General features: G+C 66.1%; 21 protein-coding genes and 1 pseudogene. 11 read left to right on the top strand and 11 right to left on the bottom strand.

The annotated features are described in order from the left end of the window. Window positions 1–60: 60 nt before the first annotated feature. Complete coding sequence (locus tag OXR63_RS09825; RefSeq protein WP_267422412.1) at window positions 61–528, bottom strand: hypothetical protein; 468 nt, start codon at window positions 526–528, stop codon at window positions 61–63. Between the two features lie 775 nt (window positions 529–1,303). Here OXR63_RS09825 and OXR63_RS09820 point away from each other — a divergent pair. Beyond that, complete coding sequence (locus OXR63_RS09820) at window positions 1,304–1,555, top strand: DUF6458 family protein (RefSeq protein WP_194663464.1); 252 nt, start codon at window positions 1,304–1,306, stop codon at window positions 1,553–1,555. Between the two features lie 138 nt (window positions 1,556–1,693). Here OXR63_RS09820 and OXR63_RS09815 read toward each other — a convergent pair whose 3' ends face one another. From OXR63_RS09815 to OXR63_RS09805, 3 genes are all read right to left on the bottom strand, one after another. After that, window positions 1,694–2,215: a ribonuclease H family protein gene (locus OXR63_RS09815; protein ID WP_267422409.1), complete on the bottom strand. Its 522-nt coding sequence runs from the start codon at window positions 2,213–2,215 to the stop codon at window positions 1,694–1,696. A 79-nt stretch (window positions 2,216–2,294) separates the two neighbouring features. After that, window positions 2,295–3,128 (bottom strand): hypothetical protein, encoded by an 834-nt coding sequence (locus tag OXR63_RS09810; RefSeq protein ID WP_267422407.1) that lies wholly within the window; start codon window positions 3,126–3,128, stop codon window positions 2,295–2,297. 158 nt (window positions 3,129–3,286) lie between these two features. Then, on the bottom strand, window positions 3,287–3,859 hold the full coding sequence (locus tag OXR63_RS09805) for a hypothetical protein (RefSeq protein WP_267422405.1): 573 nt from the start codon (window positions 3,857–3,859) through the stop codon (window positions 3,287–3,289). A 99-nt stretch (window positions 3,860–3,958) separates the two neighbouring features. On the opposite strand from OXR63_RS09805, the gene OXR63_RS09800 reads away from it, so the two are divergent. After that, window positions 3,959–4,279, top strand: coding sequence for a hypothetical protein (locus OXR63_RS09800; RefSeq protein ID WP_267422403.1), 321 nt, complete (start codon window positions 3,959–3,961; stop codon window positions 4,277–4,279). Between the two features lie 9 nt (window positions 4,280–4,288). On the opposite strand, the gene OXR63_RS09795 is transcribed toward OXR63_RS09800, so the two are convergent. Together OXR63_RS09795 and OXR63_RS09790 are read right to left on the bottom strand one after the other, a co-directional pair. Beyond that, window positions 4,289–5,107, bottom strand: a complete 819-nt coding sequence (locus OXR63_RS09795; protein ID WP_267422401.1) for an aldo/keto reductase — start codon at window positions 5,105–5,107, stop codon at window positions 4,289–4,291. A 241-nt stretch (window positions 5,108–5,348) separates the two neighbouring features. Then, on the bottom strand, window positions 5,349–6,554 hold the full coding sequence (locus tag OXR63_RS09790) for an MFS transporter (protein WP_267422400.1): 1,206 nt from the start codon (window positions 6,552–6,554) through the stop codon (window positions 5,349–5,351). Window positions 6,555–6,920: 366 nt separating this feature from the next. Between OXR63_RS09790 and nrdH the strand changes: the two genes are divergently transcribed. The 6 genes from nrdH to OXR63_RS09760 all read left to right on the top strand — a co-directional run bounded on the left by nrdH (window position 6,921) and on the right by OXR63_RS09760 (window position 17,636). Next, the gene (gene nrdH, locus OXR63_RS09785) at window positions 6,921–7,154 is read left to right on the top strand and encodes a glutaredoxin-like protein NrdH (protein ID WP_071277742.1); all 234 of its coding nucleotides are present in this window, start codon (window positions 6,921–6,923) and stop codon (window positions 7,152–7,154) included. A gap of 107 nt (window positions 7,155–7,261) precedes the next feature. Next, window positions 7,262–7,678, top strand: a complete 417-nt coding sequence (gene nrdI / locus OXR63_RS09780) for a class Ib ribonucleoside-diphosphate reductase assembly flavoprotein NrdI (RefSeq protein ID WP_194663476.1) — start codon at window positions 7,262–7,264, stop codon at window positions 7,676–7,678. Between the two features lie 17 nt (window positions 7,679–7,695). Further along, window positions 7,696–9,801 carry a class 1b ribonucleoside-diphosphate reductase subunit alpha gene (gene nrdE / locus OXR63_RS09775; RefSeq protein WP_267422392.1) on the top strand — a complete coding sequence of 702 codons (2,106 nt, stop codon included), beginning with the start codon at window positions 7,696–7,698 and terminating at the stop codon, window positions 9,799–9,801. Between the two features lie 131 nt (window positions 9,802–9,932). Continuing rightward, window positions 9,933–10,934: a class 1b ribonucleoside-diphosphate reductase subunit beta gene (gene nrdF, locus OXR63_RS09770; protein ID WP_056119980.1), complete on the top strand. Its 1,002-nt coding sequence runs from the start codon at window positions 9,933–9,935 to the stop codon at window positions 10,932–10,934. Window positions 10,935–11,270: 336 nt separating this feature from the next. Further along, window positions 11,271–15,215, top strand: a complete 3,945-nt coding sequence (locus OXR63_RS09765) for a helix-turn-helix domain-containing protein (protein WP_267422387.1) — start codon at window positions 11,271–11,273, stop codon at window positions 15,213–15,215. A gap of 1,965 nt (window positions 15,216–17,180) precedes the next feature. Then, the gene (locus tag OXR63_RS09760) at window positions 17,181–17,636 is read left to right on the top strand and encodes a hypothetical protein (protein WP_267422386.1); all 456 of its coding nucleotides are present in this window, start codon (window positions 17,181–17,183) and stop codon (window positions 17,634–17,636) included. Between the two features lie 102 nt (window positions 17,637–17,738). Here OXR63_RS09760 and OXR63_RS09755 read toward each other — a convergent pair whose 3' ends face one another. Further along, window positions 17,739–18,188, bottom strand: a complete 450-nt coding sequence (locus OXR63_RS09755; RefSeq protein WP_267422385.1) for a MarR family winged helix-turn-helix transcriptional regulator — start codon at window positions 18,186–18,188, stop codon at window positions 17,739–17,741. A gap of 83 nt (window positions 18,189–18,271) precedes the next feature. Between OXR63_RS09755 and OXR63_RS09750 the strand changes: the two genes are divergently transcribed. Next, window positions 18,272–19,015, top strand: coding sequence for an SDR family oxidoreductase (locus OXR63_RS09750; RefSeq protein ID WP_267422384.1), 744 nt, complete (start codon window positions 18,272–18,274; stop codon window positions 19,013–19,015). A 27-nt stretch (window positions 19,016–19,042) separates the two neighbouring features. On the opposite strand, the gene OXR63_RS09745 is transcribed toward OXR63_RS09750, so the two are convergent. From OXR63_RS09745 to OXR63_RS09735, 3 genes are all read right to left on the bottom strand, one after another. Continuing rightward, the gene (locus OXR63_RS09745) at window positions 19,043–20,263 is read right to left on the bottom strand and encodes an MFS transporter (protein WP_267422383.1); all 1,221 of its coding nucleotides are present in this window, start codon (window positions 20,261–20,263) and stop codon (window positions 19,043–19,045) included. A gap of 146 nt (window positions 20,264–20,409) precedes the next feature. Continuing rightward, on the bottom strand, window positions 20,410–20,601 hold the full coding sequence (locus OXR63_RS09740; RefSeq protein WP_267422381.1) for a hypothetical protein: 192 nt from the start codon (window positions 20,599–20,601) through the stop codon (window positions 20,410–20,412). 25 nt (window positions 20,602–20,626) lie between these two features. After that, window positions 20,627–21,280 (bottom strand): hypothetical protein, encoded by a 654-nt coding sequence (locus OXR63_RS09735; protein ID WP_267422379.1) that lies wholly within the window; start codon window positions 21,278–21,280, stop codon window positions 20,627–20,629. A gap of 189 nt (window positions 21,281–21,469) precedes the next feature. Between OXR63_RS09735 and OXR63_RS09730 the strand changes: the two genes are divergently transcribed. Together OXR63_RS09730 and OXR63_RS18550 are read left to right on the top strand one after the other, a co-directional pair. After that, complete coding sequence (locus OXR63_RS09730; RefSeq protein WP_267422377.1) at window positions 21,470–22,303, top strand: serine hydrolase domain-containing protein; 834 nt, start codon at window positions 21,470–21,472, stop codon at window positions 22,301–22,303. A 12-nt stretch (window positions 22,304–22,315) separates the two neighbouring features. Further along, window positions 22,316–22,468: pseudogene (locus OXR63_RS18550) on the top strand (hypothetical protein); the annotation flags it as partial. A gap of 201 nt (window positions 22,469–22,669) precedes the next feature. Here OXR63_RS18550 and OXR63_RS09725 read toward each other — a convergent pair. Continuing rightward, the gene (locus tag OXR63_RS09725) at window positions 22,670–23,095 is read right to left on the bottom strand and encodes a PRC-barrel domain-containing protein (RefSeq protein WP_267422374.1); all 426 of its coding nucleotides are present in this window, start codon (window positions 23,093–23,095) and stop codon (window positions 22,670–22,672) included. Window positions 23,096–23,124 lie beyond the last annotated feature (29 nt).

Raw genomic sequence — 23,124 nt, 5'->3', positions numbered from 1 at the left:
GTGGTGCATGCGGGAGGAGCCCCTGGCCAGCCGGCCGGGGGCTCCTCGTGTCAGCAGGCGTCAGCCCGCGTCGACCGTGAAGGTCGTCGTCCCGCCGGCCATGTGGAGCGTGAACGTCTTCACCGAACCGGTCCCCACGACGATGCTGCGGGTGATGCTGCGGCCTTCGATGAACCCGCCGGTGACGTAGGAGTCACCCTCGCCGGTGATCATCCACTGCGCTCCGATGGGGCCGCTGACCGTGACGTCGGCGCGGCCGTTCGCGACGGCGCCGACCGTGACGTCACCGGCGACGGAGCCGTCCTGGTCGCCGGGCTGCTCCGGGATCGGGGTGCCCGGATCGACCGGGACCTGCGGGTCCTGGCCCTCGCCCGGGTCGACGGGCTCGGGCGACGGTGCGACCGGCTGGTCCGGCTCGGTGCTCGACGACTGGCCGACCTCGACGGTGGTCGAACCGATGACGTTCAGCCCGTCCTTCACGGAGACCGTGTACGTGGTGATCGTGCCCTCCGGGGCCTCGACTGACACCCGTGCAGCGGTGCGGCCGAGGATGCCACCACCGACCACCGACCACGTGGCCAGCGGCGTCGGTGACGTCGTAGGTCTTGCCGGCCGGGCCGGTCACGACGAGGTCAGCGTAGCCCCCGGCGTACCCGGAGACGACGACGGTCGGGGCGTCGCCGGTGCCCGGGGTGCCCGGGTCGACGGGGGTGCCCGGGTCGACCGGGGCCTGGTCGCGCGTGTCGACCGACCACGGGGTCTGCAGGCTCTCACCGTCGAGGACCGAGGTCACCGTGAAGGTGGTGAGCCGGTCGTCGTCCACGCGGACGAACACGGTGTTGTAGCCGGACGGGGGGATGCGGACGACCGTGGTGCGTTGGGTGTCGTCCTCGAACCGCACGAGACTGTCTGCGGCCGCGCGGACGCCGACCTGGACGACACCGCTGGACTGCGACACGATCGACAGTTCGGGCGCGGTGACGGCGGTGGTGGAGCTGCTTGCGGCGGGCGCCGTCGAGCTCGCGGTCTCGATGGACGCGGCGTTCGCCGCCGGCCCGAAGGCGAGGGACGCGAGGACGACGCCGGTGGCGCACGTCACGAGGCCGATGGTCTTCTTGCTGGGAGTCATGTGGTGCTCTTTCCTGGATGCAGCCCGCAGTGTGCGGGTCGCGGCCAGAATACGACATGTCAGATGCTGCTGCGCCGGACCCCAGCCCCGCGAGTGCTTCGGCCGTTCGGGGGTGTGCCGGACTCCTGGCGGACGGGTAGCGTCTGCCGCGCCACCTACCGGAAGGAATGCGACATGCGCATCGGATCCAGCATCGCCCTGATCGTCATCGGCGCGATCGTCGCCTTCGCGCTGAACGTCCAGCTCGCAGGCATCGATCTCCGCCTCATCGGCTACATCCTGATGGCCGCGGGCGTCGTCCTGCTCATCATCAGCCTGGCGGTGGCCTTCGGCGGCCGTCGCACCACCACGACCACGCGCTCGGGCGTCGACCCGGCCTCGGGGGAGCAGATCACTCGGCAGGACCGCCGCGACGGCACCTACTGACACGACCGACTGACCGACGGGTCCGGGCTCTCGAGTCCGGGCCCTTCGTCGTGTCTCCGGGGCCGGTTCTGGGTGCGGTGCACCGGATCCCGTTCTCGGCGCCGAGTCTCGGAGCCGCTGCGCCCCGACGAGGTCAGCTCAGAACAGGGTCGCGGGCGGGGTGGCCTCGGGGAGCGCTGCGGGCTCGGCGACCTCGACGCCCGGCCAACCCGGACCCGTCGGGACGTCGGTGCGGTTCTGGTACGCCGTCGCGGCACCCCGGGCACGGACGTCGGCGGCCTCGTTCATCTCGTGGCCCATGTGCCCGCGGACCCACTCGAAGGTGACCGTGCGGCCCTGCAGCTCGGCGTCGAGCTCCTTGATGATCTCCACGTTCAGGACGGGCTTGCCGTCGGCCTTCCGCCAGTTCTTCCGCTTCCACCCGGCGAGCCACTCGGTGCAGGCCTTGATGGCGTACTGGCTGTCGCAGAGGATGTGCAGCGGCTCGCCCGTGTCCTTGGTGGCACGGAGCAGCTGGAGCACGGCTGTCAGCTCGCCCTGGTTGTTCGTCCCGCGCGGCCACCCACCGGCGGCCCAGCGGTCATCGTCGACGTACCAGGCCCAGCCGGCCGGGCCGGGGTTGCCGAGGGCGGAGCCGTCAGCTGCTGCGACGATCGTCACGGGGGACCTCCTGAGGTGGGGCGAGTGCCCGACAACGGTAGCGGACCCGGGGAGGTGTGTCGGGCCTCCTGGCTGTAGCTCAGCGCCCCTGCGGGTCGAGGTTCAGGTGCGTGCCCTCGATCAGCCACTCGCCGTTGAGCGTGCGCATGTCCGGGTTCATCCACCGGAGCTCGGGGATGCTCACGCCGAAGCGCTTCGCGACCGTCACCTGGTCGTCGCCGTGCGCCACGAGGTAGTCCGCGGAGCGGCCGCCCTGTGCACTGACGATCCCGTAGGCGCCGGGCCGTGCCTCGCCGAGGGTCACGTGCATGTCCGGGTACGGCGTCGGGACGTGCCACGTCAGCGGTGCGACCGCCAGGACGTGTCCGGCCCAGGACGCGCTGTCCACCGAGCCGTCGCTGTCGGTCGTGACGGTGGGCATGAGCACGACGCTCTCGAGGAAGTCCGGACGCGCGCCGACGCCGTCGAGCCGGGTGGATGCCGGAGGTGTCTGACCGGCGGCCCACTGGACCTGGCCGTACGGCGTGCCGTACCCGTCCGAGGGCTTCGGGACCGAACGGCGGAACTCGAGCGTCATCGCCTGCGACTCCGTGGATCGCCATCCGGAGAGCTCGGTGCGGAAGGTGCCGTCGGCGTCGGCGAGGACGCGCACGTGGATGCTCGTCCGACCGGTCGGCGAAGTGACGTCGGTCTCGGTGAGGAGCGTGCCGGCGGCGATGCGTGGCGGGTTCAGCGCGGCGTTCTCGATGTCCGGGTCCGGGGCTGCATCGGTCGGAGCGGCGCTCGGCGTGGACGCGGCGCGGCTCGGCCCGGGCAGTGGGTCGTCGCCACCCCGGAGCAGGCTGCAGCCCGACAGCGTGACGACCAGCGCCGCGCTCCCCACCAGTGCGACCAGGAACGGCCGTCGAATCATGCTTCCCCCTCGATCCGAGGCCGATCGTAGCGCGGGCGGTGGGGGCGCTGGACGAGTCGTGACCGAACTGTCACGCAGGACGCACCGTCGGCCCAGCGGCCTGTCGCCTGTCGGCGCGGTCGGCTGGTGCTGACTGACCGGGCCGCGGTGCCGCTCCGTCAGCGGACGGAGGCGCCGTCGAGCGCCGAGACCAGCGCGTCGCCGTCCGGGACGTCCCAGAACGCGGTGGTCCTCGGGCCGAAGACGCCGTCCAGCCCGGTGTTCGCGTAGACCGCCTGCGGGTTGCCTCCCCCGAAGAACGCCCGTGCGCCGGAGTTCCCCGTCTCCCACTGCACCGAGCAGTGGGCTCGGTCGTGCGTCCACTGCACGTTCCGGTCCGTCCGGCGGACGTCGGTCTCGCGGGTGCTGCGGCCGTTCGTGATGAAGACGCGTCGGTCGGTGACCGCGTACACCTCGGTGCGCTTGCGGTGCCGTTTCACGAGGAAACGGCCGACCAGCATGTACAGGCCGACGAGCACGAAGACGCTGCCGAACACCAGGAAGAACGGAGGCGCACCGTCCGTCCCGGCCTCGGTCATCCAGAACGCCATGAAGCCGCACCAGAACAGGCTGAACGGGATGAGGAAGCCGTCCCGCCCGGTGAACAGCTTGCGCGGGTCGCTCTGCCCCACCCACAGCAGGTGTTCGCCGCTGCGGAGCTGTTCCGAGGCCAGGGCACGAGGATCCATCACGCTGCGACGCTACCGAACCGGGCGTCCCCCGTCCGACCCCAGAACTGGGAACGGGGGACCCTGCCCCGCCTAGCGTCGGCGAGGACGAGAGGAACACCCATGAGCAACGACATCGCAGGGCCCGAGCACTCCGACGACCGCGACCGCTCCGAGGCACTGACGAACGCCGCGCACTCCGACGACGTCGACGGGGTCAACGAGCGCGAACAGCGGGCGGCCGACACGTCCTACAGTCCCTCGAGCGAGCGGGAGATGGACGCGTCCCAGACCCTGCAGCGCGACGACGACGACCTGCGTGAGGACGGCATCGACCCCTCGCGGATCGTCGCGGCCCCGGGGACCGGCGGCGCCGACGACGCGGGCGACGTCGAGCCCGAGCCCGGTGACCTGCACCTGCCGTGGCAGTCGGAGAGCAACTGACCCTCGCCGCTACGACACCGAGTCCGGGTGGGAGCCCGTCCGCTGCCCGGACTCGAGCGAGGCGATCGCGACCAGGTCGTCGTCGCTGAGCACGAAGCCATCGACGTCGAGGTTCGCGCGGATCCGCGACGGCGTCACCGACTTCGGCAGGACGACGACGCCCTGCTGCACGTTCCACCGCACGAGAACCTGCGCCACGCTCACCCCGTGGGCGTCCGCGATGCGTGTCAGCACCGGGTCGTCGACCAGGCGACCCCGCCCGAGCGGTGACCACGCCCCCGTCACGATGTCGTGTTGTGCGTGGAACGCCATGAGCTCGTGCTGGGGGAGCCACGGGTGCCGCTCCACCTGGTTCAGCGCCGGCACCTCGCCCGTCTCCGCGATGAGGCGCTCGAGGTGCGGCACCTGGAAGTTCGAGACACCGATGCTCCGGGCACGCCCGCTCCCACGGAGTTCGACGAGGGTGCGCCAGGTCTCGACGTAGCGGTCGTTCGCCGCGGCCGGCCAGTGGATCAGGTAGAGGTCGACGGCGTCGAGCCCGAGCCGGTCGAGGCTGGCGTCGAACGCGCGCAGGGTCGCGTCGCGCCCCTGGTGGTCGTTCCACACCTTGGTGGTCACGAAGACGTCGTCGCGGTCCAGCCTGGAGGCTCGGATCGCCGTCCCCACGCCGCGCTCGTTGCCGTACATCTCGGCTGTGTCGACGTGGCGGTAGCCGGCATCGAGCGCGATGCCGACCGCGGTCTCGGCGTCCGCGTCGTCGACCTTGTAGACGCCGAAGCCGACGGCTGGGACGGAGTTGCCGTCGCGGAGGGGGATGGAGGTGACCATGCGTCCATCCTGCCGGGCGGGGCGGCGGCGGGACGGGCCTCCTGGCCGAACTGTGGATGGTGCGCGGGAAGGGCCCGGTGTGGAGGAGCGCGTTCCTTCCCATCACGCTCGCGGTGGAAGGTGCTTCCGCGCGTTGCGGGTCGGAAGGTTCGACCTCCTACGCGCGATTCGACTCGCTACGCGGGAATCCGCCGGCCACGCGCGGGAAGGACAGCGCTACGCGCGAAGGACCCGCGGCGCCTCAGGTGGGGAGGTTGACCGGCTCGGTGTCGGGGATGGGGCTGGCGTCGCGACCGCGCAGGTCGGGGAGCCAGCGCTTCGCGACCAGCGGCAGGAGCACCCCGACGAACGCCGCTGCTGCACCGACTGCCAGGCCACCCGTGGCTCCGTGCATGTCGATGAGGAAGCCGGCGACCGCTGACCCGCCCGCGGCACCGATGAGCTGCCCGGTGCCCATCCAGCCGTAGGCCTCGGCGGTGTCGGAGAACTTCACCGTGGCGGACACGGAGCCGAACATCACGGCGAGGGCCGGCGCGATGCCACCGCCGGCGATGAGGAGTGCGAACGACAGCCACCAGAACCCGGTGCCGAACGTGGCGAGCCCCAGGCCGATGAAGACGATGAGCATGCGGGTCCACAGCGTGCCCGGCGAGATCGGACGGTGGCCGAACGCCAGACCGCCGACGAGCGACCCGACCGCGAAGATCGCGAGGACGATGCCGGCGTTCGGGCTGCCCTCGCCGAAGGCGCTGGTGACGCCGGCCTCCACCGCGGCGCACGCCCCGATGAGGAGCAGGCCGGTCAGGGTGGCCACGACGACGGACGGACGCTTCATCACGACGCCGAAGGCGCGCTTGGACCGGGGGATGCGCACGCGGCCGAGCTCGGGGGAGGCGATGAACCAGACACCACCGACGACGAGGAACACCATCGCGACGACGATCGCCTGGACGGTGCCGATCTGCGTCGCGACGAACGTGGTGATGACCGGGCCGGCGACCCAGATGAGCTCCTGGGCACTGGCGTCGAGCGAGAACAGGGGTGTGAGCTGCGCCGACGTGACCATCTTCGGGTAGATGGTGCGCACCGCTGGCTGCACGGGCGGCACGGCCAGCCCGCCGAGGAACCCGATGACGACGTACGCCCACAGGGGCATCAGCACGAACGCGATGACCGCCATGCTCGCGAGCGCGACGATGCTGGTGAGGATGAGGACCGGCCGCATGCCCCAGCTGCCCATCCATCGACTGGTGAGCGGGCCGGCGATGGCCTGGCCGACGCTCGTGGTGGCGAGCACGAGACCCGCGGAGCCGTACGAGCCGAAGATGTGCTCGACGTGCAGCAGGTAGGCGAGCGACAGCATCCCGAACGGGAACCGCGCGGTGAGCTGGGCGGCGATCACGCGGCCGACGCCGGGGGTCTTCAACAGGTTGCCGTACGCGCTCACGCAACGAGTGTACGGACCGGACGGGGCGGCGCGGGGCGTGTGTCACCCGACCGGGGGAGGGCACCTTGGACGGGGTTCGGGACCCGCTTCTCAGACACGCCGACACGGGGGTGCGAACGGGCTGTTTCCACACCTCGGGACAACCCACTCCACAGGCTGTTGGCAGTGTCGGTGGTGCGCGCCAGACTGGCGGAAATCCGGGGCTGTGGGGAATCCACAGACTGTGGAGGGTGTTGTGGAAACTACAGGGGTGTAACACTTCCTCTAGTGGTCCATCCGGGCATCGGGCACAACATGTAGTAGCGTCGTGCTCAGCACAGCACCAGAACTTCGGGCCCCGAACGGGGTCCAGAACAAGGGGAGAACATGGCCGTCATCGTCTACACCAAGCCGTCCTGCGTCCAGTGCACCGCGACGTACCGGGCCCTCGACAACAAGGGCATCCAGTACGAGGTGCACGACGTCTCGACGGACGACGCCGCCCTCGAGCACGTCAAGAGCCTCGGCTACATGCAGGCCCCCGTCGTCGTGACCGACGACGACCACTGGTCGGGCTTCCGTCCCGACAAGATCGCGACCCTCAGCGCCGAACTGGCGTAGGGCTCCACCGTCCGGCGGACGGTGCGTCGAACTCGATCAGGAGGCTCGACGCACCACCCGTCGGACACCCCCGGTCCGTCTGTCCGCACCTGACAAGGAGCGACACCATGAGCCGAATCGTCTACTTCTCGAGCGTGTCCGGGTACACCGCGCGCTTCATCGAGAAGCTCGGCCGCGACGCGGACCGGATCCCGCTCTACCCGGGCGAACCGTTCCTGCACGTGGACGAACCGTACGTCCTCGTCCTCCCCACCTACGGTGGCGGCAACGGCGAGGGAGCGGTCCCCAAGCAGGTCATCAAGTTCCTGAACGACGAGCACAACCGGTCACTGATCCGGGGCGTCATCGTCGGCGGGAACACGAACTTCGGTGAGGCCTACGGCCTGGCGGGCGACGTCGTGTCGCGCAAGTGCCACGTGCCCGTGCTCTACCGCTTCGAACTCTTCGGCACGCCGGACGACGTGTCCGCGGTCAACTCAGGATTGGATGCATTTTGGACGCAGCAGTTGCAGACGTCGATCTGACGTCGCCGACGACGGGGATGGACTACCACTCCCTCAACGCGATGCTCAACCTCTACGACGCGGACGGCAAGATCCAGTTCGACAAGGACCGCGAAGCCGCCAAGCAGTTCTTCCTGCAGCACGTCAACCAGAACACCGTCTTCTTCCACAACCTGAAGGAGCGGCTGGACTACCTGGTCGAGAACGAGTACTACGAGCAGGCGACGATCGACCTGTACTCGATGGACTTCATCCAGCGGCTCAACGACCTGGCGTACTCGAAGAAGTTCCGGTTCCAGACGTTCCTCGGTGCGTTCAAGTACTACACGAGCTACACGCTCAAGACGTTCGACGGCAAGCGCTACCTCGAGCGCTTCGAGGACCGCGTCGTGATGACCGCCCTCGGCCTGGCGCAGGGCAACGAGCAGCTCGCGATCGACCTCGTCGAGGAGATCGTCGCCGGCCGCTTCCAGCCCGCCACCCCGACGTTCCTCAACACCGCGAAGGCCCAGCGCGGCGAGCTCGTCTCCTGCTTCCTCCTCCGCATCGAGGACAACATGGAGTCGATCTCCCGCGGGATCAACTCCTCGCTGCAGCTCTCGAAGCGCGGCGGCGGCGTGGCCCTGCTGCTCTCCAACATCCGTGAGGCCGGCGCCCCGATCAAGCAGATCGAGAACCAGTCCTCGGGCATCATCCCCGTGATGAAGCTGCTGGAAGACTCCTTCTCCTACGCGAACCAGCTCGGTGCGCGTCAGGGTGCTGGCGCGGTCTACCTCAGCGCCCACCACCCGGACATCATGAAGTTCCTCGACACCAAGCGCGAGAACGCCGACGAGAAGATCCGCATCAAGACGCTGTCCCTCGGCGTCGTCGTTCCGGACATCACGTTCGAGCTCGCGAAGAACAACGAGGACATGTACCTGTTCTCGCCGTACGACGTCGAGAAGGTCTACGGCGTCCCCTTCGGTGACGTCCCGATCTCCGAGAACTACCGCGCGATGGTCGACGACTCGCGCATCAAGAAGACGAAGATCAAGGCGCGCGAGTTCTTCCAGACCATCGCGGAGATCCAGTTCGAGTCGGGCTACCCGTACATCGTGTTCGAGGACACGGTGAACAAGGCCAACCCGATCAAGGGCCGGATCAACATGTCGAACCTGTGCTCGGAGATCCTGCAGGTCAACACCCCGACCACCTTCAACGAGGACCTCTCGTACAAGGAGATCGGCAAGGACATCTCCTGCAACCTCGGCTCGCTGAACATCGCGCTGACGATGGACTCGCCGGACTTCGGCAAGACCATCGAGACCGCCATCCGCGGCCTGACCTCGGTCTCGCAGATGTCCCACATCACGTCGGTCCGCTCCGTCGAGGACGGCAACGACAAGTCGCACGCCATCGGCCTCGGCCAGATGAACCTGCACGGCTACCTTGCTCGTGAGCGCGTGTTCTACGGCTCCGACGAGGGCATCGACTTCACGAACATCTACTTCTACACGGTGCTGTTCCACGCCCTGCGCGCCTCGAACAAGATCGCCATCGAGACCGGGGAGACCTTCGACGGCTTCCGCGACTCGAAGTACGCGTCGGGTGAGTTCTTCGACAAGTACACCGACCAGGTCTGGACGCCGGCCACCCCCCGCGTCGCGTCGCTGTTCGACAACGCGAACATCACCATCCCGACGCAGGACGACTGGAAGGCGCTGAAGGCGTCCATCCAGGAGCACGGCATCTACAACCAGAACCTGCAGGCCGTCCCGCCGACCGGTTCGATCTCGTACATCAACCACTCGACGTCGTCGATCCACCCGATCGCGTCGAAGATCGAGATCCGCAAGGAAGGCAAGCTCGGCCGCGTCTACTACCCGGCGCCGTTCATGACGAACGACAACCTGGACTACTACCAGGACGCGTACGAGATCGGCGCCGAGAAGATCATCGACACGTACGCCGCGGCGACGCAGCACGTGGACCAGGGCCTTTCCCTGACGCTGTTCTTCAAGGACACCGCCACCACGCGCGACATCAACAAGGCGCAGATCTACGCATGGCGCAAGGGCATCAAGACGATCTACTACATCCGTCTGCGCCAGCTCGCACTCGAGGGCACCGAGGTCGAGGGCTGCGTTTCGTGCATGTTGTGACGCCTCCGGCGTCGTGCATGCTGCGTCGTCTCGGTCGCTGACGCGACCACCCCCGGCCTGGAGGCGCGGTGCCAGCCCGCACCGCGCCTCCCGGCCTTCGATTCGTCACCATCTCAATTCCGGAAGAAGCAATGACTCTCACCGACCCGGTCCACGCCACCGGCAAAGCCGTCCCGCTGATCCGTTCGGTCAGCGCGATCAACTGGAACCGCATCCAGGACGAGAAGGACGTCGAGGTCTGGAACCGCCTCGTCAACAACTTCTGGCTGCCCGAGAAGGTGCCGTTGTCGAACGACGTGCAGTCGTGGAACACCCTCACGCCCGAGGAGCAGCAGCTCACCATGCGCGTGTTCACCGGTCTGACGCTTCTCGACACCATCCAGGGCACCGTCGGTGCGATCAGCCTGATCCCCGACGCGATCACCCCGCACGAGGAGTCCGTCTACACGAACATCGCGTTCATGGAGTCGGTGCACGCCAAGAGCTACTCGTCGATCTTCTCGACCCTGGCGTCGACGCCCGAGATCGACGACGCCTTCCGCTGGTCCACCGAGAACGTGAACCTGCAGAAGAAGGCGCAGATCGTCCTCGACTACTACACCGGCGACGACCCCCTGAAGCGCAAGGTCGCGTCGACCCTGCTCGAGTCGTTCCTGTTCTACTCCGGCTTCTACCTGCCGATGTACTGGTCCTCGCGCGCGAAGCTCACGAACACCGCTGACCTGATCCGCCTGATCATCCGCGACGAAGCCGTCCACGGGTACTACATCGGGTACAAGTTCCAGAAGGGGCTCGAGGGCGCCTCCGAGGAGCGCAAGCAGGAGATCAAGGACTACACGTTCAGCCTGCTGTTCGAACTGTACGAGAACGAGATCCAGTACACGCAGGACCTCTACGACCAGGTCGGGCTGACCGAGGACGTCAAGAAGTTCCTGCACTACAACGCCAACAAGGCGCTGATGAACCTTGGCTACGAGCCGATGTTCCCCAAGGAGACGACGGACGTCAACCCGGCGATCCTGTCGGCGCTGTCGCCCAATGCGGACGAGAACCACGACTTCTTCTCGGGGTCGGGCTCGTCGTACGTCATCGGCAAGGCCGAGAGCACTGAGGACGAGGACTGGGACTTCTGAGCTTGCTCTGACGCGTGGGGACGCCCCGCTGGCTTCGGCCGGTGGGCGACCGACCCATTTTTGACCGATCGCGCATGAGGTCCGCAAGTCGCCAGCTCGCCAAGAGTTAGCTGGTGCAGCTCACGACGTCGAGATTCAGTCAACCGCCGTGATCGATGCGGAGCCCTTGAGGACGCTTCGACAGTTCCGCCCGAATAAGTCGAGTCCAAGCTCTAGAGCAGCCTTGGCTCTCCGCGCCGTGCACGTGGCGTGCGTAGGACCTGGTTCAAGCTGGATCGAGTCGTGCAGCTCGGACTTGGGTAAGACACAAAAACCACATGGTGCTACGGTGCCAGCATGAAACGCACATCCGACGCTGCGTATCTGACGGTTGGCGAGACCGCTCGTCTCCTTGGAGTGCATCCCAACACAGTGCGGAACTGGGCTGCGAAGGGCACGTTAGTGTCCGCTCGTCTGCCGGGCGCTAAGCAGCATCGGTTCGCTCGTGAGCACGTACTCGAGTTTGCTGCCCATCGGGGAGAGGCAGTCTCATCAATCGTGCCGATGGTCAAACCTCTTGGTCCTGACTTGGTCCGGGCAGCTGACCTCGACGCGTGGGCGATGTCGGAGGACGCCAAGGGAGCTTTCCCCGAACTCATGCGTCGACTGCTAGCCGCGTCTTCGCACGTCGTGGACCTCGACATTCGGTCCCACGAGGGAGTTGCTGCTCCCGGTTGGGACGGCTCAGCGTCTTCGGGCGGTGGTCCATTTCTGCCTCGGGGGGACCTGCGGTTTGAGTTCGGCACGGAGAAGGATTCAAAGAGAAAGGCGCAAGCCGACTACGACAAGCGCGTCGGCTTTGACGCGAGCGCCAAGCAACACACTTTTGTGTACGCGACACCTCGCAACTGGGCGGGCGGACGGGCTTGGGCGGACGCTCGTTCTAAAGATGGCGTGTTTGCTGCCGTTAAGGCAATCGATGCGCATGTTCTCGAAGGCTGGCTCCAGTCGACGCCGTCCGTGCATTATTGGTTGTCTGAACGCCTGGGTCGACACCCGCGCAATGCTCGTGTGATTACTGACTGGTGGTTGAGTTTCAGCGGGCGTTCGAGGCTCGAGCTGCCTACGGCGTTCTTCACTGCTGGGCGGGCAACCGAGGCTGAGCAGCTGACGCAGGTTATCGTCGACGCGGCGTCGGATGCAGTGATCACAGTTCGAGCGCCTTGGGTTGATGATGCGCTCGCATTCGTTCATGCAGCGCTGCATCCCGCAGGCGACGTCATTGACCGTGTCCTCGTGGTGACTGACGCGGCTGCTTGGACATCCTTGAGCGCATCGTCGCAGCCCATGGTCTTGATTCCGTACTTCGACGGACGGCCAGACATCAAGATCGCGACCGATGCAGGCCATCGGGTTATCCTCGTGGCCGGGGCGACTGAGACCGTACGGCCGGGTAATGGCATCGACCTACCAAAGATTGACCGGGTAGAAGCCCGGCAGGTACTCGAGGAGAGCGATGTCGACTTCCATACTGCCGAAGAACTCGTGGCGTTGGGACGACGAAGCATGCCAGCGCTTTTCCGATCCATCGCCCGAGACCCTCGCGCGACGGTCCCGCCGTGGGCAATCGATGGCGCGGTCGCGGCCATCCTGGCACCGCTCATACTTGCCGGCTCCTGGACGTCCACCCCGGCCGACTCCGCTGTGATCGAGTGCCTCACCGAAACTTCTAGCCGCTCGGTCGAGCAGCAGTTGCGAACCTTGGCCGCCACAGCGGAGGCACCCTTCGTCCACTCCGGGGGGCTTTGGCGGCCGGTTGCACCAGTAGAGGCAGCTCTCCTACTCTTCCCGCACCTGACGGACGCCGACCTCCATCGCTGGCGCGAAACGGTCATCCATCATCTCCTCGCGGAAGATCCGCTTGAGGCCCTGACGCCCGTGGAACGCATCGCGGCTTCTGTCTCCGACTCAGAGTCGTCGATCTCCGGGACACTCCGTCAGCACCTGGCAGATGGGGTGGCACTCGCTGGCGCCACCGCATTGGATGTATCGGCGGCCGTCGATGTAAATCCCTACGTGCGCTCTATCGTCCGAGCAGTCCTGCAACGAGCGAATGACGACGGCTCGGGTGGGACATGGGCTCGCATCGCCTCCGTACTTCCGGCGCTTGCTGAAGCGGCACCGGACGAGTTCCTCGAAGCGGTCGAACTCGGCGCGGGTGGACCCGACTCAATTCTTCGGACGGTGTTCCGAGATGGGAGTGCTGCCGGCGACCCGTTCGCGCCCTCCTCTCCCCACACTAGCTTGCTGTGGGCGCTGGAGAGCCTGTCGTGGTCGCCGAGCTACTTCGGGCATGTGGGAAGGCTCCTCGCGAAGCTTTCAATGCTGGATCCTGGCGGACGGCTGTCGAATCGACCGTCAGCAAGTCTCCAGAACCTCACGAGGGCCATTTTCCCGTACGGCGGTGGCGGTGTCGACGACAAGATTGGCATCATCAGCCGAGTGATAGATTTTGCCCCCGAAATCGGTTGGTCGCTCGTTCTTTCGGGTTTGCCCAGCATGCGCGCAGTTGGCCTAGTTCCACATCGACCGTCGTATCGGGACTGGGGGCCAAAGAGGAACTCCGTCACCTACGAAGAAGTTCATCGGTACTCCCAAGCGCTTGTGAAGATAGCGGTTTCGGCCGCTGGTGATACTCCTGAGCGCTGGACTCAGCTGGTGTCAAAGGTCGATCGCCTTCCGCAGGGCGGGCGAGAAATCGTCCTCAGGACGCTTCAGGGGGTTATCGAATCTTCTGGCTGGTCGAGCGAGAATCGATATGCTGTTTGGGAGGCGCTGACGAAGGAGATCAGTCGTCACGAGGACTACGCAGATGCTGACTGGGCACTCGATGCTGATGGGTTAGGTCTGCTGAAGTCGGTTGCTGATCGATTGGCGAGCCCTGAGGATCCTCGGCGACTCGCTCGCATATTCGATTGGCGGCCGTCCGTACCGGGTAGGCGGTTGGGCCGAGAAGGTTATCGGGAGAGGCTGGCGGACATGCAGCGCGAGGCGGTGGAAGAGCTCATCGCCTTTAGTCCTGTAGAGCTTGAGGCGTTCATGAGTTCGGTTCCAGTTCCAAGGCTCGTCGGGCAGGCTATGGCTGATTTCGGCGACTTACCAGCTACGCGGGTGCTTGATTGGTTGAGTCGGGAGGAGGTTCATCTCGTAGAAGCGGCATCATCGTTCGCGCGGTCGCGAATGCTCACCAATGGGGAATCTTGGCTCGGCGGCGTATTTCGAGACATCCCGAGAGTCCCGCTGAGCTTGATGAATGCTGTTCCCTTCGAACGACGATTTTGGCAGGTCGTCGACGAGCTTGATCAGGACTATCAAGTTGAGTACTGGTCGCATGTTTCTCACTACGAAGTGCCGCTCGGGGAGCGTGATGAGGCCGTACAGTTGTTACTTGAGCATAAACGGCCCTGGGCTGCGGTCCATTTGGTGGCAGCACTGCTGGAAGAGCATTCAACGTTCGATAATTCAATAACCTTGTCTGTGCTGGAGGCTTTGCTACACTTTCCCGGTCCGCCGGAAGACGCTCAAATGACTGGGTACAGTGTTGCGACAATACTCAATCATCTCGAGGCGGTATTGCCGGAAGAGCCGAGTCTACCTTCCCTCGAGTTTGCGCTCTTCAATCTACTCCCGGATCATCGGCCATCATCTGCGCTGTACCGTCGGCTCAACTCCGACCCTGACGAATTCGTCGCATTGATGAAGGGGGTCTTTCGAGGTGACGGTGAGCAAAAACGCGATCGGACTGCGAAGGAGTCGGCGTTCGGCACTCTAGCGTTTTCGATCTTGCACGAATGGAGAGGACTGCCGGGTAGCAAGAGAGATGGATCTATAGATGCCGAGCACCTCACCGCTTGGGTGCAGGCCGCTCGATCAGCCCTGTCCGATGCCGGCCGCGCCGCGATCGGTGACGAGCAGATTGGCCAGATCCTCTCCGTAAGCCCTGTAGGAGAGGACGGGATCTGGCCCGCCGAACCGGTGCGAGACCTTATCGAGTCGTTGGTAAGTATCCGTATCGAAACCGGACTCCATGTTGGGAGGACGAATCAACGCGGGTTCACGTCACGTGCTGTCTACGACGGAGGGGACCAGGAACGTGAACTCGAGCGCAACTACCGTGATTCCGCAGCGGCCCTCGCAGTTCGGTGGCCTAGAACCGCGAGTGTGCTTCGTGGCATCGCGGAAGGCTATCTTCGAGAGGCGAAGATGCACGATCTGGAAGCAGAGCGTCTCGGGGACGAGTGAGTGGAAGCTGACAGTGACGATCGGCGTCCTGTGCCGCCGGCCCCTGCAGCCGCCTGTGTCGGAGTGCAAGTAGCGAGGCCGCGCGGCAGGAACAAAAAGTGCCCCGGCTTAGCGCCGCGCGCGGCGTCCGCGCGAGTGTTCGCGCAATTGATCTCGGCCGTGAGCTCGACGCTGCGTCCCTGCATTAGCGGGCTACTTCCGATCGCAGAGCGACTCGCGTTTCCTTTACAAAGTTCGCTCGGGCTAAACCGCTTGACCGAGCAGCAATCGTAGAGTGGCTCGATGGAGCGAACTGGGAACAAGTCTCTTCCTCCTAATTTGTCTCGCTCGCCGTCGGTGGATGTGAGGCCAAGTCAACGTCATCGCCTCTGTAAAAGGAGCGGCCGGCCCCCGTCTTGGCCGCTGGCCGACTCTGTGACAGAACGGGTGGGCGACCGAGAAAGTCGAGATGTCTAACATGTTGAGAATGAAGTACAGAATGGCGATTCTTCTGTTGGGTGACATGGAAGTCCAGCGGCCACACTTTGTTGACAAGCGCGCCCGGGGTCGATAGCTTTCTTTTTGGCGCCAGCTTGCTGCGCCCACCTTGTTCGGGCTTCATCGGCCCTTCAAGGACGCAACTCCTGAGGCCGCCAAATACGAGGCGGTACGAGGTGTCCCTGCTGACAATTTGACAGCACTCAGGTCTTCCCGGAGCGTCGACAGCAGTCGGCGCTCCGGTTCTTTTTTAGGGGGGCTTGTGACGACTCTGATCGCTTGGGCGGGCGTGGATCATCGAGCGGTGTCCTCAATTTACATCGCGAGCGACAGTAGAATCACTTGGGGCGACTCGCACCAGTGGAATCAGGGGCGAAAAACTTTCGCCGCATCAACCACTCCCCATATTTTCGGGTACTGGGGTGACGTGTTGTTTCCCGCATTAGCGATTCCAACAGTGCTAGATGAGATAGCGGCGGGTGCGACGCGGAGGCGGGCCTCAGCTTTCGGCGACATCGGCGATGCGATTCGGCGACTGTGGAGAGACTACCCGTTACAGGAGCAGCGCGATTTTGGCTTAGTCGTCGCAACTCGCCGTCGAGATAAAATGGATTCTGTTTTTGAGCTCGCGGTGATCACCTTTGAGGCATCGAGCCAGACCTGGAATACGAAGGAGGTTGCCATGCCTGGGAAGTCTGCGCGGTTACATCTCGCCGGGAGCGGAGCTCGAGAGGTTCGGGCAACCGGAAAGCTTTGGGAGGAAAGTGTTCAGGGCGGCACGAGTCGATCCATTTATAGCTCATTCACTGAAGCCCTACGTGGGCGGGCGGACCCTTACTCCGGAGGCGCTCCCCAGCTGGTGGGGCTGCACAGGATCGGCAACGGCATAAGATTTGGGACAGTGCACGGTGGGAAGCGTTTCATCTCGGGCGCCCGCGTGACTCAACGGTCCGCGAGAGCAGCGGGCGTTCAATGGTTCAACGACTTGTTTGAGCGGGTAGATGGCGGGCGAACTTCTCGCTTGCCAGACGCGAAGAGGCATGATCCCAGGTAAGTTCCGATGGGGCATCCGAAAGGTGGTCAGAATGTGAATAATTCCGCCGCTGCAAGGAGGTAGTTACTGGAAGCGGCATACACCTCAACCGCGAGTGAACGACGCACGGCCGCGCGCCGAACTCACTAGCGAGTAATCTGCACCAAGCATCTGGTGGCCGCGTTCGTTGACGACGCTGTCCGCCTATCCAACCGATGCGATTGCCCCTCCCTTTCATAGGATCTTTAGGGCAGCGTGGTGTGAAAGCCGGCTGAAGGGGCGCTTGTGTCATATTCGTGACTCTCATGATTGCTCTTATTGCCCTGTCTATCATTCTGGGTGCCTAGGTGATGCATCGGGGACGCGCGTGGGCGGATTGTTATTCCTCACGTTCGCGTACGACTGGGTGTTGGGTGTGTCGGTCAAGTGGAACTTGATAATTTTGTCCGATCATCATGAAGACCAACGGGTCGGTCAGCAGTGTCCTAAAGGACACGTTCCGCCCGCTCCCCGACCAGGTCCGCCGCTGCCTCGGCCTGCTCGACAACGACGACCACTTCGCGTGGCTGGTCTTCTCCGCACTGATCGATCACGAGACCTGGCGCGCCGGCGCGCAGTCGGTCATCGACGAGTACGGGGGCTCGTACCTGGAGGCCGGTGGCACCGCGGAGAAGATGAGCGTCGAACTCCGCCGACGTGAGGACGACGGCGAGTACCGCTTCTACATCGTCGGCCGCGACCACGACCTCGCGGAACCGCTCACGGAGACCATCGACGTGCAGGCTGCGCACGAGCCGCGGCACCTGTCAGAGCTCTTCACGGCCGACCAGGCAGCGCCGGTGTTCATGCACTACGTCGAACACCAGACGGTCCCCGACGGCTACACGCTCCGGCTCATCGCCGACATGTGACAGATGGCGGCACGGCCGCCGCGTGTCCGCAACCCTGTTCCGGACTGGAGGCTCGGTGCCAGCTGGCACCGAGCCTCCAGGCTGACCAGATGGAGACCTGGCTCAGGCGGACTGCGCCGGGTGGCTGGCGAGGACCTTGCCGAGCAGGCCGATGAGGGCCTTGCGCTCGTCGGGGGAGAGCGCGGTCAGGAGCTCCGCCTGCACTGCCTGCGCGTGGTCCAGGAGCTCGGACGACCGGGCGCGGCCCGCGGTCGTGATGGTGACGACGTTGCGCCGCCGGTCCTCCGGGTCCGGCTGCCGGCTCGCGAACCCGTCGGTCTCGAGGCGGACGACGATTCCGTTGACGTTGTTCCGGTCGAGACCGAGGATCCGGCCGATGTCGGCCTGGCTGAGCGGGCCGTTCTCCTCGAGGAGGGACAGGACCGCGAAGTCGGACCGTGCTTCGAGCGGCATCCTGGCGCCCGTGAGGCGCGCCCCGATCGTGGCGACGCGGCCGGCCTGCCAGCTCACCAGGGTCCGGAGTGCCTCAGGCGGCGTCGGTGCATCAGGCATGGCAGCACGATACCAGTTGGCGCTACCAACGATCGATGTTACCGTTGGCGCAACCAACATTGGTTCGACCAAGGAGTTCTGCTTTGAACGAAGTACCGTCCACCCATGACCTCTCCGGCCGCCGCGTCCTCGTGCCCGGCGGCACCGGGGGTGTCGGCGAAGGCGTCGTCCGCGCCTACCTCGACGCGGGCGCCGACGTCGTCGTGCCCACCCGGTCCGAGGCGCGCGGAGCCGAGCTGCGCGCTGCGCTCGGGGATGTCGGGACGTCCCCGCTGCTGCACCTGCCGACGCACGATTACACCTCCTTCGCCGGTGCTGAGGCGCTCGGTCGCGAGATGACCGAGCGGATGGGTGGCATCGACGACGTCGTGGTCCCCGTCGGCGGCTGGTGGCAGGGCGGACCGCTGACCGACATCGGCGAGGACGACTGGGCCGCGGCCTTCACTGAACTGGCCACGGTGCACATGGCGGTGGCGCGGTCGATCGTGCCTCGGCTCAGCGGCCTCGGCGCGTACACGGTGATCGTCGGTCAGTCAGCCGAGTTCCCGGTGCCCAACAGCGGACTGGTGAGCATGGAGCAGGCCGCGGTGCTCATGATGCAGCGTGGCCTCGCGGCGGAGTCGCCGGACAAGCGCATCCACGCGCTCGTGCTCGGACCCATCCGGACACGGTTCGTCGAGGGCGATCCCGAATGGGTGTCCGCGGCTGAGGTCGGCGCGGTGGCCATCGCGCTGTCCCTGGCGACCGGGGTCGGCAGCCGCAGCGTGCCGCTCGGGTCGGCCGCCGAGGCTCGTGCGACGCTCGCAGCCTTCGTGCCCGCGCGCTGACCGAATGAGCTGGGGCGGTCCCGTCGGCTACCGGCCGAGCTCGTCCTCGACGAACGTCGGGCGGCCGAGTGTGACCGCCGGGATCGCTGCCGCGAGCGTGACGGCGAGGAGGAAGAGCAGCGGCAGCGTCCAGCCACCACTGGCGTCGTGGAGCAGCCCGACCAGCAGCGGGCCGAGGGCGCCGAGTGCGTACGCGGTGCCCTGGGCGAAGCCGCTCAGGGCTACCGTCCCGCCGTGTGTCCGGGTACGGACGTTGATGAGCACGAGGCAGACGGGGAACAGGATCGAGCCGCAGCCGATCAGGAGCACCCAGAGCAGGGTGAGCGGCGCCGGTGCGAGCAGCAGGCCGAGGTACCCGAGTGCGAAGCTCAGGACGCCTGCGGCGATCAGCCAGCCGACGTTGCGGAGCCGAGGCACGAGCAGGGGAGCGATCAGTGCGCCGGGGACGCTGATCACGCCCGTGACGGCGAGGAGCACGCCCGCTTCGGTCGGCGTCGATCCGGCGAGGTCCTGCAGGATCTCCGGCAGCCAGGCGAAGGCGGCGTAGGTGCAGATCGCGCTCGAGGAGAAGAGCGCGGTGATCGACAGCGCAGCGCGTGATCGCCACAGGCGGGTGACGACCTCGGTGGGTGCGGGGCTGACGAGACCGGCGTCCGTGCGGCGGAGTCGGCGCTGCTGTGCGAGGACGACGAGCCACGGAACGAGTGCTGCCGCTGAGGTGACTGCCCAGACGGCGAGCGAGGTCCGCCACCCGGCGTACTGCGCGATCGGGGCAGCCAGGGCAGCAGGCACCGCGGTACTGACCCCCACGATGCACGCGTACACCGCGGTCAGCAGGGCCACCCGGTCGGGGAAGTAGCGACGGACGACGGACGGCAGCAACACGTTGCCGATGCCAGTCCCGGCGAATGCCAGGATGCTGCCGACGAGCAGCATCGCGACGCCCGGTGCGACGGCGCGGACGAGATGGCCGACGGTGATGAGGGCCAGCGCGAGGACGATCCCGCCGTCGAGCCCGAGACGCCGAGCGACGCGTGGTGCCGTGAACCCCGAGGCCGCGAACAGCAGCGGCGGCAGGGTGCCGAGCAGGCCGACCTCGAGGTTCGAGACCGGGAAGTCGGCCCGGATGTCACCGATGATCGGCGAGACCGCAGCAACAGCTTGGCGGAGGGTGAACGCCACGAGCACGATGCCCAGCAGCGCGGCCGTGCGACCCGCCCACAGTGGAAGGCGACGGCTCTCGAGCATCTGCCGAGTCTAGGGGTGAGGTTGCTTCGTCTCAGTCGCGCGGACTGGAGGTGCGGTGCCAGCTGGCACCGCGCCTCCAGTCTGACCAGATGGAGCAGCGCTGCGCGTTCTAGTGCTGCCACGCCCCGGTCCATCCATGTGCTGCGTCAGCGCTGACGAGTACGGCGGCCCCTCCGTGTCTCCCTGACGAACTTGGCCCCGAGGCCGGCCCCGATCACGACGACTGGGGTGCCGATGCAGAAGACGGCCGATGATGCCGCGGGCAAGCTGTAGGCGATCGCGAGCAGTGCTGCGAGCGCAGCGATGACGGTCAGGATGTACAGCAGCCATGCACGCATGAGGGTTGTCCTTCCCTGCATCGAATCAGAAGGGGGCGGATGAGCGGCAGCCCACGGTCGACCCGCCCTTCACGTCGTACCACCAGAGCTTTCGTCCGCCACTGCAGATGCCGTTCTTGAAGATGTACGTGGTCGCGACGCTGACGACGACGCCGATGGCTGCGCATGCAGCCCACCCGATGCCAGGGATCAGACAAATCGCAGCGCCGATGGCAGCTCCACCGCCGGCCGCAAGGGCTTGCTGGTCGACGGTGTTGAACCCGATCGCCGTCTTGATGCCGGAGAATGGCGCTTCGAGGAACGGGGTGATCGTGCCGGTGGCGCCCTCGGACTTTTCCGCCTCCGCAATTGCTCCGCGGAGGTCATCCGCGCTTGGGAGCGTGATTGCTCCCTCCTCGACGACGTACCGGCGGTAGGTGTGACCGTCGTCGGTGAACGTCTGTCGCGGCACGGGGGATGCCTCGAGTTGCTCGATCCCTTCGAGGAACACGTGGGGATCGAGAGCAGCACTGCCATTCGGGGCCAGAGCGTCGAGTTCTGCGGCGGAAATGAAAGTCTGCTCGTCGGCGGCAGGTTCCGTGGCGTGTGCGGGGCCTGCGACGAGTGATGAGCCGAGCAGTGCGGCAGCCGCAATGGCGACGAGTGCGATGCGGTGCGGGGTGCGAGTGATGGTCTTCAAGACGGTCTCCTGTCCTAGCGACTTTGCTAGTCGAGCGGCTGCTCGATGCGAACACCCTGCACCTAGAACGCTAGATGCGCAACCTGGTATATCTTGCTTCCATAGTTGTCACGCCGGCCTCCACCCCTGAGCAGCGCGGTGCGACGGAGTTGCCTCCCCGTGATGGTGCGTTTGTAGAGGAGGGACACGGTGCGAAATCCGCTTGAGAGCTCGGGCCACTGGCGCGCAAGTCTCCACACAGCCAACGGCTGGCGAAGTGTCCGTGAGCCCCGGGGGTCGTACGCCACCGCTTCGATGCTCGAGTGGGGGAGCATCACGAAGGGACTCGTGGGCACGACGGCCTGTCTCACGCTCGAGGTCGAGCGGCCGGTCGCGCACTACCTCCCCGGTGTGCCCGACGCCGAGATGACTGTTGCTGATCTCATCCACCACACCTCGGGTCTGCCGCGGCTCCCGGCCACGATGCGCGACCGCCTGTTCACTGATCCGTACCGAGAGACTGTCGGGGTTCCTCTGGACCTGACAGCTGCAGTGCCGGTCACACCCCGAGGCCAGTTCGTGTACTCCAACCTCGGGTACGCCCTCCTCGGTGCAGTGCTCGACGAGGTGCACGGCGATTGGTTCGCCGCTGTGCGCCAGCACGTCCTCGAGCCGGCGGGGATCAGCTCTGCGGTGCTCGTGCCAGCTCCGGCAGAGCGTGTGGTGCCGAAGCTGTTCGGTCGTCCGATCACGCCGTGGGCGCTCGGGGAGTCGTCGTTCGCGGCGGCGGGCGGCGTCTGGTCCACGTTCGACGACCTCTGTCGCTACGCCGACTGGGCGCTCGAGCCTTGCGCTGGGGGTGATCGCACGGTGAGCTGGCAGCGGAAAGGAGCATCGACCTGGATCAACGGCGAAGTGCGAGCGGCAGGAGCGGTCATCGCCAACGCGACAGGAGTCACCGCGGTCGTGCACGCGCTTGCAAAGGCTCCGCATGCAGCCGACAAGGTCGCCACTGCGCTCATCGAGCACGAGGTGCGTCGCTAGTGGTGGGATCGGCTACCCGATCGGATCGCCACGACGTTCGGTCCGGACGGCAGCCCGACCGGGTACGGAGCCCCGGCGAGGACAGCAATCCTGTTCGCCGCGCTGCAGGCGCTGTTCCTCGCAGCGGCGGTCGGCTCCGCTGCCACTGAGCCGCTCGAACGGTGAGCAGGCTGCGCGAGGTGGCCGCCTCCCGGCCGGGCTGAAGCAGAGCAGGCGACGGACGCGACACGAACGGCGGCTCTCCTCATTCCAGAAGGGAGCTGTCGTTCAGTGGTCAGCGTCCAGACGGCACGGCGGCGGTGTCAGTTCGCGCTGCGCTGGCGGCCCCGGGCTCCCGCGCTTCCTCGGGTCACTCGCCAGCGCTGCTCACGCCGGCGGCGTCGTGCCCGCGCCCTCGGTGTCGTCTGCGCCCGCGGGACCGGTACCAGCCTGGTCGAGGTTCTCGTGCGGATCACCCATGTCGCCGGTTGCTCTGCCGGTGGGGGACAGTCCGAAGTGCTTGCGGACGGCGTTCGCCTCGGTGGCGGACAAGGTGTTTCCGGTGCCTCGGGAGGGTGCGCCCTTGATCGCGCTCTTCGCGTACCCGACGTGCAGGTCCGTGCCGTCGAACGTGGCGTCCTCGACCGGGATGAGCGCGGTGTGACCCCCGAGGAGGCCTGTCGCGACGCTGACGAACGCAGCGCTGCCGTCCTCGTCGGAGGGGAACACCTGCCTGACCTTGCCGACCGATGCGCCGTCGCGATCTCGGACGGTCGCGTTCTCGACCTCGTGGATCTTGCTCTTGGTGATCATGGGCGTAGTCAACGCCCCTCGTCTGACGC

Origin of the sequence: Curtobacterium sp. GC_Cur_3 (genome assembly GCF_026544205.1) — a bacterium.
Lineage (GTDB): Bacteria > Actinomycetota > Actinomycetes > Actinomycetales > Microbacteriaceae > Curtobacterium.
This window is presented reverse-complemented; position numbering and strand designations above follow the sequence as displayed.

Excerpts from the sequence above, each read along its gene's own strand:
- OXR63_RS09745 (WP_267422383.1), bottom strand. The coding sequence starts at position 20,263 with ATGCTCGAGAGCCGTCGCCTTCCACTGTGGGCGGGTCGCACGGCCGCG.
- OXR63_RS09760 (WP_267422386.1), top strand. The coding sequence starts at position 17,181 with ATGAAGACCAACGGGTCGGTCAGCAGTGTCCTAAAGGACACGTTCCGC.
- OXR63_RS09755 (WP_267422385.1), bottom strand. The coding sequence starts at position 18,188 with ATGCCTGATGCACCGACGCCGCCTGAGGCACTCCGGACCCTGGTGAGC.
- OXR63_RS09800 (WP_267422403.1), top strand. The coding sequence starts at position 3,959 with ATGAGCAACGACATCGCAGGGCCCGAGCACTCCGACGACCGCGACCGC.
- OXR63_RS09765 (WP_267422387.1), top strand. The coding sequence starts at position 11,271 with ATGAAACGCACATCCGACGCTGCGTATCTGACGGTTGGCGAGACCGCT.
- OXR63_RS09795 (WP_267422401.1), bottom strand. The coding sequence starts at position 5,107 with ATGGTCACCTCCATCCCCCTCCGCGACGGCAACTCCGTCCCAGCCGTC.
- nrdH (WP_071277742.1), top strand. The coding sequence starts at position 6,921 with ATGGCCGTCATCGTCTACACCAAGCCGTCCTGCGTCCAGTGCACCGCG.
- OXR63_RS09725 (WP_267422374.1), bottom strand. The coding sequence starts at position 23,095 with ATGATCACCAAGAGCAAGATCCACGAGGTCGAGAACGCGACCGTCCGA.
- OXR63_RS09810 (WP_267422407.1), bottom strand. The coding sequence starts at position 3,128 with ATGATTCGACGGCCGTTCCTGGTCGCACTGGTGGGGAGCGCGGCGCTG.
- nrdE (WP_267422392.1), top strand. The coding sequence starts at position 7,696 with ATGGACTACCACTCCCTCAACGCGATGCTCAACCTCTACGACGCGGAC.
- OXR63_RS09820 (WP_194663464.1), top strand. The coding sequence starts at position 1,304 with ATGCGCATCGGATCCAGCATCGCCCTGATCGTCATCGGCGCGATCGTC.
- OXR63_RS09740 (WP_267422381.1), bottom strand. The coding sequence starts at position 20,601 with ATGCGTGCATGGCTGCTGTACATCCTGACCGTCATCGCTGCGCTCGCA.
- nrdI (WP_194663476.1), top strand. The coding sequence starts at position 7,262 with ATGAGCCGAATCGTCTACTTCTCGAGCGTGTCCGGGTACACCGCGCGC.
- nrdF (WP_056119980.1), top strand. The coding sequence starts at position 9,933 with ATGACTCTCACCGACCCGGTCCACGCCACCGGCAAAGCCGTCCCGCTG.